12 protein-coding genes and 1 pseudogene are annotated in these 14,383 nt (G+C 67.6%); 12 read left to right on the forward strand and 1 reads right to left on the reverse strand.

Features of this window, described 5'->3' with window-relative positions; translation table 11 throughout:
- The first annotated feature begins 27 nt into the window (after nucleotides 1–27).
- From PHA84_RS07290 to tuf, 5 genes are all read left to right on the forward strand, one after another.
- The gene (locus PHA84_RS07290; RefSeq protein ID WP_270887434.1) at nucleotides 28–3,906 is read left to right on the forward strand and encodes a DNA-directed RNA polymerase subunit beta'; all 3,879 of its coding nucleotides are present in this window, start codon (nucleotides 28–30) and stop codon (nucleotides 3,904–3,906) included.
- A gap of 508 nt (nucleotides 3,907–4,414) precedes the next feature.
- Complete coding sequence (gene rpsL, locus PHA84_RS07295; protein ID WP_056883290.1) at nucleotides 4,415–4,789, forward strand: 30S ribosomal protein S12; 375 nt, start codon at nucleotides 4,415–4,417, stop codon at nucleotides 4,787–4,789.
- Nucleotides 4,789–5,259 carry a 30S ribosomal protein S7 gene (rpsG, locus tag PHA84_RS07300; protein ID WP_056883291.1) on the forward strand — a complete coding sequence of 157 codons (471 nt, stop codon included), beginning with the start codon at nucleotides 4,789–4,791 and terminating at the stop codon, nucleotides 5,257–5,259. Before rpsL ends, rpsG begins: the two co-directional genes overlap by 1 nt.
- Before the next feature lie 126 nt (nucleotides 5,260–5,385).
- Nucleotides 5,386–7,503: an elongation factor G gene (gene fusA, locus PHA84_RS07305; RefSeq protein ID WP_270887435.1), complete on the forward strand. Its 2,118-nt coding sequence runs from the start codon at nucleotides 5,386–5,388 to the stop codon at nucleotides 7,501–7,503.
- A gap of 117 nt (nucleotides 7,504–7,620) precedes the next feature.
- On the forward strand, nucleotides 7,621–8,817 hold the full coding sequence (gene tuf / locus PHA84_RS07310) for an elongation factor Tu (RefSeq protein WP_270887436.1): 1,197 nt from the start codon (nucleotides 7,621–7,623) through the stop codon (nucleotides 8,815–8,817).
- Between the two features lie 354 nt (nucleotides 8,818–9,171).
- Here tuf and PHA84_RS20775 read toward each other — a convergent pair.
- A pseudogene (locus PHA84_RS20775) lies at nucleotides 9,172–9,438 on the reverse strand (alpha-hydroxy-acid oxidizing protein); the annotation flags it as partial.
- A gap of 194 nt (nucleotides 9,439–9,632) precedes the next feature.
- Here PHA84_RS20775 and PHA84_RS07315 point away from each other — a divergent pair.
- From PHA84_RS07315 to rpsS, 7 genes are all read left to right on the forward strand, one after another.
- Nucleotides 9,633–10,847 carry a YihY/virulence factor BrkB family protein gene (locus tag PHA84_RS07315; protein WP_270887437.1) on the forward strand — a complete coding sequence of 405 codons (1,215 nt, stop codon included), beginning with the start codon at nucleotides 9,633–9,635 and terminating at the stop codon, nucleotides 10,845–10,847.
- A gap of 365 nt (nucleotides 10,848–11,212) precedes the next feature.
- Nucleotides 11,213–11,521: a 30S ribosomal protein S10 gene (rpsJ, locus tag PHA84_RS07320; RefSeq protein WP_009775966.1), complete on the forward strand. Its 309-nt coding sequence runs from the start codon at nucleotides 11,213–11,215 to the stop codon at nucleotides 11,519–11,521.
- Between the two features lie 12 nt (nucleotides 11,522–11,533).
- Nucleotides 11,534–12,193: a 50S ribosomal protein L3 gene (gene rplC / locus PHA84_RS07325; RefSeq protein ID WP_270887438.1), complete on the forward strand. Its 660-nt coding sequence runs from the start codon at nucleotides 11,534–11,536 to the stop codon at nucleotides 12,191–12,193.
- The gene (rplD, locus tag PHA84_RS07330) at nucleotides 12,193–12,870 is read left to right on the forward strand and encodes a 50S ribosomal protein L4 (RefSeq protein ID WP_270887439.1); all 678 of its coding nucleotides are present in this window, start codon (nucleotides 12,193–12,195) and stop codon (nucleotides 12,868–12,870) included. The genes rplC and rplD overlap by 1 nt, the downstream gene beginning before the upstream one ends.
- Nucleotides 12,867–13,178 (forward strand): 50S ribosomal protein L23, encoded by a 312-nt coding sequence (gene rplW, locus PHA84_RS07335; protein ID WP_270887440.1) that lies wholly within the window; start codon nucleotides 12,867–12,869, stop codon nucleotides 13,176–13,178. The genes rplD and rplW overlap by 4 nt, the downstream gene beginning before the upstream one ends.
- A gap of 48 nt (nucleotides 13,179–13,226) precedes the next feature.
- Nucleotides 13,227–14,063 (forward strand): 50S ribosomal protein L2, encoded by an 837-nt coding sequence (gene rplB / locus PHA84_RS07340; RefSeq protein WP_270887441.1) that lies wholly within the window; start codon nucleotides 13,227–13,229, stop codon nucleotides 14,061–14,063.
- An 18-nt stretch (nucleotides 14,064–14,081) separates the two neighbouring features.
- Nucleotides 14,082–14,363, forward strand: a complete 282-nt coding sequence (rpsS, locus tag PHA84_RS07345) for a 30S ribosomal protein S19 (protein ID WP_270887442.1) — start codon at nucleotides 14,082–14,084, stop codon at nucleotides 14,361–14,363.
- Nucleotides 14,364–14,383: the final 20 nt, after the last annotated feature.

Genomic DNA, 14,383 nt, shown 5'->3' on the forward strand with positions numbered 1-14,383 from the left:
AGCTAGAGACACGAGAGAAGGAACCACGTGCTCGACGTCAACTTCTTTGACGAGTTGCGCATCGGCCTGGCCACCGCGGAGGACATCCGCGCGTGGAGCCACGGTGAGGTGAAGAAGCCCGAGACGATCAACTACCGCACCCTCAAGCCTGAGAAGGAGGGCCTGTTCTGCGAGCGCATCTTCGGCCCCACCCGGGACTGGGAGTGCAACTGCGGGAAGTACAAGCGGGTCCGCTTCAAGGGCATCATCTGTGAGCGCTGTGGCGTGGAGGTCACCCGCGCCAAGGTGCGTCGGGAGCGGATGGGCCACATCGAGCTCGCGGCCCCCGTGACCCACATCTGGTACTTCAAGGGCGTCCCGTCGCGCCTGGGGTACCTCCTCGACCTCGCCCCGAAGGACCTCGAGAAGGTCATCTACTTCGCGGCGTACATGATCACGTCCGTCGACGACGAGCAGCGCCACAAGGACCTCCCGTCGCTCGAGGCCCAGATCGAGGTCGAGAAGAAGGAGTTCGAGAACCAGCGCGACGCCCAGATCGACACCCGTGCCAAGAAGCTCGAGTCCGACCTGGCCGAGCTGGAGGCCGAGGGCGCCAAGGCCGACGCGCGCCGCAAGGTGCGCGAGTCCGCCGAGCGCGAGATGAACCAGATCCGCAAGCGTGCGGACCAGCAGATCGAGCGCCTCGAGCAGGTCTGGGACCGCTTCAAGAACCTCAAGGTCCAGGACCTCGAGGGTGACGAGATCCTGTACCGCGAGATGCGCGACCGGTTCGGCCTCTACTTCGAGGGCGGCATGGGCGCTGCGGCGATCCAGAAGCGTCTGGAGACCTTCGACCTCGAGGCCGAGGCGGCCCTGCTTCGCGAGATCATCGCCACGGGCAAGGGCCAGAAGAAGACCCGCGCCCTCAAGCGGCTCAAGGTCGTCACCGCCTTCCAGGCGACGACGAACAAGCCTTCCGGCATGGTCCTCGACGCGGTTCCGGTCATCCCGCCGGACCTGCGTCCCATGGTGCAGCTCGACGGTGGTCGCTTCGCCACCTCGGACCTGAACGACCTCTACCGGCGCGTGATCAACCGCAACAACCGGCTCAAGCGACTGCTCGACCTCGGGGCGCCGGAGATCATCGTCAACAACGAGAAGCGCATGCTTCAGGAGGCCGTCGACAGCCTGTTCGACAACGGCCGTCGTGGCCGCCCTGTCACGGGTCCGGGCAACCGTCCGCTGAAGTCGCTGTCCGACATGCTCAAGGGCAAGCAGGGCCGGTTCCGCCAGAACCTGCTCGGCAAGCGCGTCGACTACTCCGGCCGGTCGGTCATCGTCGTCGGCCCGCAGCTCAAGCTGCACCAGTGCGGTCTGCCCAAGCAGATGGCTCTGGAGCTCTTCAAGCCGTTCGTGATGAAGCGTCTGGTCGACCTCGACCACGCGCAGAACATCAAGTCGGCCAAGCGCATGGTCGAGCGCGCCCGCCCGGTCGTGTGGGACGTCCTCGAAGAGGTCATCACCGAGCACCCGGTGCTGCTCAACCGCGCGCCCACGCTGCACCGTCTGGGCATCCAGGCGTTCGAGCCCCAGCTCGTCGAGGGCAAGGCCATCCAGATCCACCCGCTCGTCTGCTCGGCCTTCAACGCCGACTTCGACGGTGACCAGATGGCCGTCCACGTGCCGCTGAGCACCGAGGCGCAGGCCGAGGCCCGCATCCTCATGCTTTCCAGCAACAACATCCTCAAGCCGGCCGACGGCCGCCCCGTGACGATGCCCACCCAGGACATGATCATCGGCCTCTTCCACCTCACCTCCGAGGTGGAGAACGGCAAGGGCTCCGGGCGTGCGTTCTCGTCGGTCGCCGAGGCTCGCATGGCGTTCGACGCCGGCGAGCTGGAGCTCGGCAGCCGGGTGAAGATCCGGCTCACGGACGTCGTTCCGGCACCGGGCACCGAGCTGGCCGAGGATGTCCAGGTGGACGGCCAGGGCCAGGTCTCCTCGCTCGTCGTCGAGACCACTCTGGGACGGGCTCTGTTCAACCAGACGCTGCCGGTGGACTACCCCTTCGTCGACGCTCCCGTCGACAAGAAGCGGCTCTCCACCATCGTCAACGACCTGGCTGAGCGGTACAGCAAGGTGCAGGTCGCGGCCTCGCTGGACGCCCTGAAGGAGTACGGCTTCCACTGGGCGACCCGCTCGGGCACCACGGTCGCCATCTCCGACGTCGTCACCCCGCCTCGCAAGATCGAGATCCTCGAGGGCTACGAGACGAAGGCGACGAAGGTCCAGACGCAGTACGAGCGTGGTCTGATCACCGACGACGAGCGGCGCCAGGAGCTCATCGAGATCTGGACGCAGGCGACCAACGAGGTCGCCAAGGAGATGGAGGCCAACCTCCCGAAGACCAACACCATCTACAAGATGGTGTCCTCGGGAGCTCGTGGTAACTGGATGCAGCTTCGGCAGATCGCCGGTATGCGTGGCCTGGTGTCCAACCCGAAGGGCGACATCATTCCCCGCCCCATCCGCGCGAACTTCCGCGAGGGCCTGTCCGTGCTGGAGTTCTTCATCTCCACGCACGGGTCGCGCAAGGGTCTGGCCGACACCGCGCTGCGTACCGCCGACTCGGGTTACCTGACCCGCCGTCTGGTGGACGTGTCGCAGGACGTCATCATCCGTGAGGACGACTGCGGCACCGACCGTGGCCTGACGATGCCGATCGCGCAGAAGCTGTCCGACGGCACGCTGGTGGAGCACGACGACGTGGAGACCTCGGTCTACGCCCGGACGCTCGCCGCGGACGTCGTCAAGGACGGCCAGACACTGGCGGAGGCCGGGATCGACCTCGGTGACGTGGTGATCGACGCGCTCGTCGGCGCCGGCGTCGAGGAGGTCAAGGTCCGCTCGGTCCTCACCTGCGAGTCCCACGTCGGCACGTGTGCTGCCTGCTACGGCCGCTCGCTGGCCACCGGCAAGCTCGTCGACATCGGTGAGGCCGTCGGCATCATCGCGGCGCAGTCCATCGGTGAGCCCGGTACCCAGCTGACCATGCGTACCTTCCACACCGGTGGTGTGGCGGGTGACGACATCACGCAGGGTCTGCCCCGTGTCGTCGAGCTGTTCGAGGCTCGCACGCCCAAGGGTGTGTCCCCGATCGCCGAGGCTGCCGGCCGGATCACCATCGAGGACACCGACAAGACCCGTCGCCTCATGCTGACGCCGGACGACGGCTCGGAGGAGCACGCCTACCCGGTGAGCAAGCGCGCGCGCCTGCTCGTCGGCGACGGTGAGCACGTCGAGGTCGGTCACCAGCTGACGGTCGGCTCCATCGACCCCAAGCAGGTGCTGCGCATCCTCGGCCCGCGTGCGGTCCAGATGCACCTGGTGGAGGAGGTCCAGCACGTGTACCGCCAGCAGGGTGTGTCGATCCACGACAAGCACATCGAGGTCATCGTCCGCCAGATGCTGCGCCGGATCACGATCATCGAGTCGGCTGACGCCGACCTGCTCCCCGGTGAGCTGGCGGAGCGCGGTCGCTTCGAGACGGAGAACCGCCGCGTCGTCGCCGAAGGTGGCCGTCCGGCCTCGGGTCGCCCCGAGCTGATGGGGATCACCAAGGCGTCGCTGGCAACGGACTCGTGGCTGTCGGCCGCCTCCTTCCAGGAGACGACCCGCGTCCTGACCGAGGCCGCGATGAACGCCAAGTCGGACCCGCTGCTGGGTCTGAAGGAGAACGTCATCCTCGGAAAGCTCATCCCGGCCGGCACGGGTCTGCCGCGCTACCGGAACATCAAGGTCGAGGCGACGGAAGAGGCCAAGGCGGCGATGTACTCGATGCCCAGCTACGAGTACGACTACCCGGTCTTCGGACCCGGCTCCGGCGAGGCGATCCGCCTCGACGACGCCGAGCTGGGTCTCGACTGACCCTGGCGTACAGCACCCCCGAGGGGGGTCGGCCCGGATCTACGGGCCGGCCCCCCTCGTGCTCCCTCGCCTCCCTCACCTGCTTCGCCGACTTTGTATGCGGTGCGCGGCGCCACGCCGTCGCCGGGCCCCCCGAGCCGGTCATCCGCATACAAGGTCGGCCCGGGGACAGACCGGGGGAGAGGCGGGGGACGGGCGGGTGGGGCCGTGGCGACCGGATCAACCGATTTGGTGGGGTACCACGCAGGCGGTATCTTTGAACACTGTGTCTGAGGCCAGCCTCGGGCACGGTCCGCCGGAGCCGGCGCCATGTTCGGCGGCCGGGCCGGCACCACCTCTCGCCGGGCAATCCGCAACCGATCCGTACCGGATCACGCGTGGAAAGTGCAGGGGAGAGCGCCAGACGCGACACACCCGAGTGCGGGGGTCGGGCGAGGCGACAACCACAAGGAGTGCTTGAGGACTGCCGTCCGACAGCGCAGAACATCAACTACGTACGGAGAACAGGTTGCCTACGATCAACCAGCTTGTGCGCAAGGGGCGTCAGGACAAGGTCACCAAGACCAAGACTCCTGCCCTCAAGGGCTCGCCCCAGCGCCGTGGTGTATGCACGCGTGTGTACACCACGACCCCCAAGAAGCCGAACTCTGCCCTGCGCAAGGTCGCCCGGGTGCGCCTGACCAGTGGCATCGAGGTCACGGCCTACATCCCGGGCGTCGGCCACAACCTGCAGGAGCACTCCATCGTGCTCGTGCGTGGCGGCCGTGTGAAGGACCTGCCCGGTGTGCGCTACAAGATCGTCCGCGGCTCCCTCGACACCCAGGGTGTCAAGAACCGCAAGCAGGCCCGCTCCCGTTACGGCGCGAAGATGGAGAAGAAGTAATGCCTCGCAAGGGACCCGCGCCCAAGCGCCCCCTCGTTGTCGACCCGGTCCACAACTCCCCGCTGGTGACCCAGCTCGTCAACAAGATCCTCCTCGACGGCAAGAAGTCGATCGCCGAGACCATCGTCTACGGCGCGCTCGAGGGCTGCCGTGAGAAGACCGGCACCGACCCCGTCGTGACCCTGAAGCGCGCGCTGGACAACATCCGCCCGACGCTGGAGGTCAAGTCCCGCCGCGTCGGTGGCGCCACCTACCAGGTGCCGATCGAGGTCAAGCCCAACCGCGCGACGACCCTGGCCCTGCGCTGGATGGTCGGCTACTCGCGTCAGCGTCGTGAGAAGACCATGACCGAGCGCCTGATGAACGAGATCCTCGACGCCTCCAACGGCCTGGGCGCCGCTGTGAAGCGTCGCGAGGACACCCACAAGATGGCCGAGTCCAACAAGGCCTTCGCGCACTACCGCTGGTAGCAGCGGCGACCGGTATGCCGCGTGCGCGAGACGCGCACGCGGCATACCGGACCGGCGTGGCGAGCCCGTCGCCCCGCGCTGCGCGCCACACCACACTTTCGTAACGAGCGAGATGAGACGATCACATTGGCACTCGACGTCCTGACGGACCTGACCAAGGTCCGCAACATCGGCATCATGGCGCACATCGACGCCGGCAAGACGACGACGACGGAGCGCATCCTCTTCTACACCGGGGTCAACCACAAGATCGGTGAGACGCACGACGGCGCCTCGACCACGGACTGGATGGAGCAGGAGAAGGAGCGTGGCATCACGATCACCTCCGCTGCCGTCACGTCCTTCTGGGAGGGCACCCAGATCAACATCATCGACACCCCCGGTCACGTCGACTTCACCGTCGAGGTGGAGCGCTCGCTGCGCGTCCTCGACGGCGCCGTCGCGGTGTTCGACGGCAAGGAGGGTGTCGAGCCCCAGTCCGAGACCGTGTGGCGTCAGGCCGACAAGTACGACGTCCCCCGCATCGCGTTCGTCAACAAGATGGACAAGCTCGGGGCGGACTTCTACTTCACCGTGCAGACGATCAAGGACCGTCTGGGCGCCGAGCCGCTGGTCCTGCAGCTGCCGATCGGCTCCGAGAACGACTTCGTCGGTGTGGTGGACCTGATCTACCGCCGTGCGCTCGTGTGGCCCGGCGACGCCAAGGGTGACGTCACGATGGGCGCCAAGTACGAGATCCAGGAGATCCCGGCGGACCTCGTCGAGAAGGCCGAGGAGTACCGGCACGCTCTGGTCGAGCGTGTCGCGGAGTCCGACGACGAGCTCATGGAGAAGTACCTCGGCGGCGAGGACCTCACCCCCCAGGAGCTGAAGGCGGGCATCCGCAAGCTGACCGTGCGCTCCGAGCTGTACCCGGTGCTGTGTGGCTCCGCGTTCAAGAACCGCGGCGTCCAGCCCATGCTGGACGCGGTGGTCGACTACCTCCCGAGCCCCCTGGACGTCGAGGCCATGAAGGGCCACAAGCCCGGTGACGAAGAGGTCGAGATGACCCGCGAGCCGAGCAAGGACGCGCCGTTCTCGGCGCTGGCCTTCAAGGTCGCCGCGCACCCCTTCTTCGGCACCCTCACCTTCATCCGCGTCTACTCCGGCCGGATCGCTGCGGGCTCGCAGGTGGTCAACACGACCAAGGGCAAGAAGGAGCGCATCGGCAAGCTCTTCCAGATGCACGCCAACAAGGAGAACCCCGTGGACGAGGCCCTGGCGGGTCACATCTACGCGGCGATCGGCCTGAAGGACACCACCACCGGTGACACCCTGAGCGACCCGAACAACCAGATCGTCCTCGAGTCGATGACGTTCCCCGACCCGGTGATCCAGGTGGCCATCGAGCCGAAGACCAAGGGCGACCAGGAGAAGCTGTCCACGGCTATCCAGAAGCTCTCAGCCGAGGACCCGACGTTCCAGGTCCACCTCGACGAGGAGACCGGCCAGACGATCATCGCCGGCATGGGCGAGCTCCACCTCGACATCCTGGTCGACCGCATGAAGCGGGAGTTCAAGGTCGAGGCCAACGTCGGCAAGCCGCAGGTGGCCTACCGGGAGACCATCCGCCGCACGGTGGAGAAGCTCGACTACACCCACAAGAAGCAGACCGGTGGCTCCGGCCAGTTCGCCAAGATCCAGATCAGCCTCGAGCCCCTGGACACGACCGAGTCGGGCGAGCTGTACGAGTTCGAGAACAAGGTCACCGGTGGCCGTGTCCCGCGCGAGTACATCCCCTCCGTGGACGCCGGCATCCAGGACGCCATGCAGTACGGCGTGCTCGCCGGCTACCCGCTGGTGGGGATCAAGGCAACCCTGCTGGATGGTGCCTACCACGACGTCGACTCCTCGGAGATGGCGTTCAAGATCGCTGGCTCCATGGCGCTCAAGGAGGCCGTCCGCAAGGCGGACCCGGTGCTGCTCGAGCCGATGATGGCCGTCGAGGTGCGCACGCCCGAGGACTACATGGGCGACGTGATCGGCGATATCAACTCGCGCCGTGGCCAGATCCAGGCCATGGAGGACATCAGCGGTGCCAAGGTCGTCCGCGGCCTCGTCCCGCTCTCGGAGATGTTCGGGTACGTCGGCGACCTGCGGTCCAAGACCCAGGGCCGGGCCAACTACTCGATGGAGTTTGACTCCTACGCCGAGGTCCCCAAGGCTGTCGCCGAGGAGATCATCAAGAAGACGCGCGGTGAGTGACCGGTAGCATTACCGGTCGACACCACGCAGAGCACGACGCACCACCCCACAATTCGCGCCACGTCCCGCCTGGGAACACGGCGTTTCACCCAAGAAGAGTCCTGAGGAGGACATCAAGTGGCGAAGGCAAAGTTCGAGCGGACTAAGCCGCACGTCAACATCGGCACCATTGGTCACATCGACCACGGTAAGACGACGCTGACGGCTGCGATTTCCAAGGTCCTGCACGACAAGTACCCGGACCTGAACCCGCAGTTCGCGTTCGAGGACATCGACAAGGCGCCCGAGGAGAAGCAGCGCGGCATCACGATCTCCATCGCGCACATCGAGTACCAGACCGAGGGTCGTCACTATGCACACGTCGACTGCCCCGGGCACGCCGACTACGTGAAGAACATGATCACCGGTGCGGCCCAGATGGACGGCGCGATCCTCGTGGTCGCGGCGACCGACGGCCCGATGCCGCAGACGAAGGAGCACGTCCTCCTGGCCCGCCAGGTCGGCGTCCCCTACATCGTCGTCGCGCTGAACAAGGCCGACATGGTCGACGACGAGGAGATCCTCGAGCTCGTCGAGATGGAGGTCCGTGAGCTGCTGTCCTCCTACGAGTTCCCCGGTGACGACCTGCCGGTCGTGAAGGTCTCGGCGCTGAAGGCGCTCGAGGGCGACGCCGAGTGGGGCCAGTCGGTCCTCGACCTCATGGACGCCGTCGACACCGCGATCCCCGAGCCGGAGCGCGAGATCGACAAGCCGTTCCTCATGCCCGTGGAGGACGTGTTCACGATCACCGGTCGTGGCACCGTCGTCACCGGCCGTATCGAGCGCGGTGTCCTCAAGGTCAACGAGGAGGTCGAGATCGTCGGCATCCACACCGGCCCGCCGGCCAAGACCACCGTCACCGGTGTCGAGATGTTCCGCAAGCTGCTCGACGAGGGTCGCGCGGGCGAGAACGTCGGCCTGCTGCTTCGTGGCACCAAGCGCGAGGACGTCGAGCGCGGCCAGGTCGTGGTGAAGCCCGGCTCCATCACGCCGCACACGGAGTTCGAGGCGAACGTCTACATCCTGTCCAAGGACGAGGGCGGCCGTCACACGCCGTTCTACGACAACTACCGTCCGCAGTTCTACTTCCGTACGACGGACGTGACGGGCGTCGTCCACCTCCCCGAGGGCACCGAGATGGTCATGCCCGGTGACAACACCGAGATGAACGTGGAGCTCATCCAGCCGATCGCCATGGAGGAGGGCCTCAAGTTCGCCATCCGCGAAGGTGGCCGCACCGTGGGCGCCGGCCGCGTCACCAAGATCCTCAAGTGATCTGACGCAGTACGCCTGGAAGGGCCCCGCAGCCTCGGCTGCGGGGCCCTTCTGCATGCCCGAGCACCGCCCGCTGATTCCCGACTGGACTCGTACTTTTGTGCGTGTCACGGCCTGCGGGGCCGCGACACGCACAAAGGTGCGAGTCCGGTAGTAGACGGTGGGGGACGGTCGGGGACGGTCGGGGACGGAAAGGAGGCGCTGGATGGCGCCCGCGTGGGCGTTACGGCGCGGGGCGCAGAAGGTCCGGCGAGAGGTCGGCGACCGAGGCGACACCTGACAGGCCCAGAGCCGAGGTCGAGGTCGGCGGGCCGCCAGCCCCAGCATCGTCGTGTCCAGGGTGACGACGACGGCGCCCGCGTCCACGGCCTCGGCCCTCGCGAGCAGCCGTTCACCAGCGCCTCGTCGCTCGACCAGTAGAGCGGAACCTTCGCGTGCCGTTCCCATGGCCGCGCATGCCCGCTCCATAGGCGAGGACGCCTGGTTGGAGATCACGTACGGGACACCGAGCCGCGCTGCCGCGCGAGCCACCAGCAGGGTCCGCGTCGTGCCGCGCGAGCCCGGCGGCGCCGATGGGAGCCAGCAGGAGGAAGTGGGCAGGGTACGCCCGAGAAGCGTCACGGAGAGGTCCCGGATGGCGGACTCGGCCCGCCGCTCGAGCGCGCCAACGTCGCCGGTGCATACCGGTCAGTGGCCGGGGTAAGGCCTGGGGGAGCCTGTCACGGCGGCAGGCCGCCACCGCCCGTGTGTTCGGCGCCGGCCCAGGCACCGTCAGGGCGGTCGGCACCCGGCCACCCCTGACTGAGGAGGACCCGATGGCCGCTGAGGGCTCGAGCGCCGAGAAGGCCCGGACCGCACCCCACGAGGACGACGACCGCAAGCCGGACGACCTCAGGGACCTGCCCAAGAGGTCCTGGGCCTACACCGGCAAGAAGGCGTTCGCCGAGTTCGGCCGAGACCAGTGCACCGACCTTGCAGCCGCGCTGACCTACTACGCGGTGCTGGCCATCTTCCCCGCCTTGCTGGCCCTCGTGTCCCTGCTCGGCATCTTCGGCCAGGGTGAGTCGACGACCAACGCCATGCTCGACCTCGTCCGACAGATCGGGCAGGGGAACGCCGCCGACCAGCTCCGCGGTCCGATCTCGCAGATGACGCAGACGCACTCCGCGGGTTTCGCCTTCGTCTTCGGGCTCGTCGGCGCTCTGTGGTCGGCCTCCGGCTACGTCGGTGCCTTCGGCCGCGCCCTGAACCGCGTCTACCAGGTGGACGAGGGGCGTCCGGTGTGGAAGCTGCGGCCGGTTCAGCTCCTGGTCACCTTGGTGAGCGTGCTGATGGCCGCGCTGGTCCTCGTCGGTCTGGTGGTCAGCGGCCCGCTGGCGAAGTCCGTGGGGAGCACGATCGGTCTGGGCAACACTGCGGTGACGGTGTGGAACATCGCCAAATGGCCCGTCATGCTGGCCATCGTCGTCATCCTGGTCGCGTTGCTGTACTACGCCACCCCCAACGTGCGACAGCCGAAGTTCCGATGGATGAGCGTGGGCGCGGCGATCGCCATCCTGGTCTGGGTCGTCGCATCCGCCGCCTTCGGCTTCTACGTGTCCCACTTCGGCTCGTACAACAAGACGTATGGGTCGCTGGCCGGGATCATCGTCTTCCTGCTGTGGCTCTGGCTGACCAACCTGGCCCTGCTCTTCGGCGCAGAGGTGGACGCGGAGCTGGAGCGGGCCCGTCAGCTGCAGGCCGGCCTGGTGGCCGAGGAGACGCTGCAGCTCCCTCCCCGGGACACCCGGGTGTCGGAGAAGAAGGCCCGCAAGCTCCGCAAGCAGGTCCAGGAGGGGCGCGCCCTGCGCGAGCAGGCGCAGCGGGACGGCACCGGCAGCGGCTTCCGCAGCGGGGGCGGTGGCGGCGATGGCTCCACGACGCGGTCCGGCGAGCAGCCCCAGGGTGCGGACTCCACCGGCCTCACCCGCCGCGAGCGGCGCGAGCAGCAGGCCGACGCGCCGGCCGGCTCAACGCGCCGGCGGGACTGACCCGCCGGCCCCGCGGCTGGCGGCGCGACGCGCCATCGACGTGAGGTTGCCGCCCGTCCTCGCATCGATTTGGTAGGTCGCGGCGCACTCTGGCACACTGGACCGGTTGCTTGACGCGCCTCGCCGACCCATGTCGGCGAGGCCACCCCGGTGCCACACCTCGAACCGTGCTCCCACGCACGGGGCGACACTCCAGGGAAGCGCAAGCCCCGGCTCTGCCGGTCATTCCGATCCGCACGACCACTGCGTGAGAGCGCATGTCGTCCGGCTGCGAAGCGGGTGCGACACACCCGACCGCGGGGGTCGGATAGGCCAGCAGGACCGGCCAGAAGCTAGCTGTTCGGCGAGAGAGAGACGTAACGGAGATGGCGGGACAGAAGATCCGCATCCGCTTGAAGTCGTATGACCACGAGGTCATCGACAACTCGGCGCGCAAGATCGTCGACACGGTGACCCGTGCCGGCGCGACGGTGGTCGGCCCCGTGCCGCTGCCCACGGAGAAGAACGTCTTCGTGGTCATCCGTTCGCCGCACAAGTACAAGGACAGCCGCGAGCACTTCGAGATGCGCACGCACAAGCGCCTGATCGACATCATCGACCCGACCCCCAAGGCCGTGGACTCGCTGATGCGCCTCGACCTGCCGGCCGACGTCAACATCGAGATCAAGCTCTAAGCGGGAATGACGATGACGACCCAAACTTCCACCAAGACCGTGAAGGGCGTGCTGGGCAAGAAGCTCGGCATGACCCAGGTGTGGGACGCCGACAACCGGCTCGTACCCGTCACCGTCATCGAGGCCGGCCCCTGCGTCGTGACGCAGGTGCGTGACGCCGCGACCGACGGTTACGACGCAGTCCAGATCGCCTTCGGCCCGATCGACCCTCGCAAGGTGACCAAGCCGCTGACCGGCCACTTCGAGAAGGCCGGCGTGACCCCGCGCCGCCACCTCGTCGAGCTCCGTACGGCGGACGCCGGCGAGTACTCGCTCGGCCAGGAGGTCACCGTCGAGACGTTCGAGGCCGGTCAGGAGATCGACGTCACCGGCACCACCAAGGGCAAGGGTTTCGCCGGGGTCATGAAGCGTCATGGCTTCCACGGCGTCAGCTCGTCCCACGGTGCACACAAGAACCACCGCAAGCCGGGCTCGATCGGTGGCTGCGCCACTCCCGGACGCGTCTTCAAGGGCATGCGCATGGCCGGCCGTATGGGCGGCATGCGACAGACCACCCAGAACCTCACCATCCACGCTGTGGACGCTGAGCGTGGGCTGCTGCTGGTCAAGGGCGCCGTTCCCGGCCCCCGCGGCGGCACCGTGCTCGTCCGCACGGCCGCGAAGGGACGCTGATGTCTACGCGTACTGAAGCCAGCACCGCTCAGCCGGCCAAGGTGCTCGACCTGGACCTGCCCGCCGAGATCTTCGACGTCCAGGTCAACGTTCCGCTGATCCACCAGGTCGTCGTGGCGCAGATGGCCGCCGCACGTCAGGGCACGCACTCCACCAAGACCCGCGGCGAGGTCCGCGGCGGCGGCGCCAAGCCGTACCGCCAGAAGGGCACCGGCCGTGCGCGCCAGGGCTCGACCCGGGCGCCGCAGTTCGCCGGTGGTGGCGTCGTCCACGGTCCGCAGCCGCGTGACTACTCGCAGCGGACGCCCAAGAAGATGAAGGCCGCCGCCCTGCGCGGTGCCCTGTCGGACCGCGCCCGTCACGGCCGCGTCCACGTGGTGGAGTCGCTGGTCTCCGCCGAGGCCCCGTCCACCAAGGACGCCGCCGCGCTGCTGGCCGGCCTGACGACGCGCACGAGCGTGCTCGTGGTCCTCGACCGCGCCGACCTCGTGTCGCTGAAGTCGGTTCGCAACCTCGAGGGCGTCCACGTCCTCGCCGCGGACCAGCTCAACACCTACGACGTGCTGTGTTCCGACGACGTGGTGTTCACCCAGGCAGCCCTGGAGGCGTTCGTCTCCGGTGCGCAGCCGGTCGGTGGCGCCACGCAGGTCGAGCCGGCTGAGGAGAAGACCAAGTGAGCACCTCGACCGCCATCCACGGCAAGGACCCCCGCGACATCCTCATCGCGCCGGTCGTGTCGGAGAAGTCGTACTCGCTGCTCGACCAGGGCAAGTACACGTTCATCGTCGACCCCCGGGCCAACAAGACCGAGATCAAGATCGCGGTCGAGCGCGTCTTCGGTGTCAAGGTCGACTCCGTCCACACCCTCAACCGGATCGGCAAGACCCGCCGCACCCGGTTCGGCATCGGCAAGCGCAAGGACACCAAGCGTGCGATCGTCACCCTCCGCGAGGGCTCGATCGACATCTTCGGTGCCGGCGCCTGACGGCAACGCTGACGAGACTACGGAACTTCGAACAAGGAATTTCGAACTATGGGTATCCGCAAGTACAAGCCGACGACGCCTGGGCGTCGCGGCTCCAGCGTCGCCGACTTCGTCGAGGTCACGCGCACCACTCCGGAGAAGTCGCTGGTCCGCCCGCTGACGAAGTCCGGTGGGCGCAACAGCAACGGCCGCATCACCACCCGCCACATCGGTGGTGGGCACAAGCGGGCGTACCGCGTCATCGACTTCCGTCGTCATGACAAGGACGGCGTGCCGGCCAAGGTCGCTCACATCGAGTACGACCCCAACCGCACGGCCCGCATCGCGCTGCTGCACTACGCCGACGGCGAGAAGCGCTACATCCTGGCGCCCCGCGGCCTGGAGCAGGGTGCGGCGATCGAGAACGGCGCCGGCGCCGACATCAAGCCCGGCAACAGCCTCCCGCTGCGCAACATCCCGACCGGTACCGTGATCCACGCCGTGGAGCTGAAGCCCGGCGGTGGCGCGAAGATCGCCCGCTCGGCGGGTGTCCGCGTGCAGCTCGTCGCCAAGGACGGCCCGTACGCCCAGCTGCGCATGCCGTCCGGCGAGATCCGCAACGTCGACCTGCGCTGCCGCGCCACGGTCGGTGAGGTGGGCAACGCCGAGCAGTCCAACATCAACTGGGGCAAGGCCGGTCGTATGCGGTGGAAGGGCAAGCGCCCGACCGTCCGCGGGGTGGCCATGAACCCGGTCGACCACCCGCACGGTGGTGGTGAGGGCAAGACGTCCGGTGGTCGTCACCCCGTCAGCCCGTGGGGACAGCCCGAGGGCCGCACCCGCCGCCCCGGCAAGCCGAGCGACACGATGATCGTTCGCCGCCGTCGTACTGGCAAGAAGCGCTGAGTAGGAGCCTGAAGAACCATGCCTCGTAGCTTGAAGAAGGGCCCCTTCATCGACGACCACCTTCAGAAGAAGGTCGACGTCCAGAACGAAGCGGGCAGCAAGAGCGTCATCAAGACCTGGTCACGTCGGTCGGTCGTCAGCCCCGACATGCTCGGTCACACGTTCGCCGTGCACGACGGCCGCAAGCACGTCCCGGTGTTCGTCACCGAGTCGATGGTCGGCCACAAGCTCGGTGAGTTCGCACCGACCCGCACGTTCAAGGGTCACGTGAAGGAAGACAAGAAGGGTCGTCGTCGCTGATGGCTGCCCCCACCGAGAAC

The sequence above is a fragment of the Pedococcus sp. 5OH_020 genome (assembly GCF_027812955.1).
Lineage (GTDB): Bacteria > Actinomycetota > Actinomycetes > Actinomycetales > Dermatophilaceae > Pedococcus.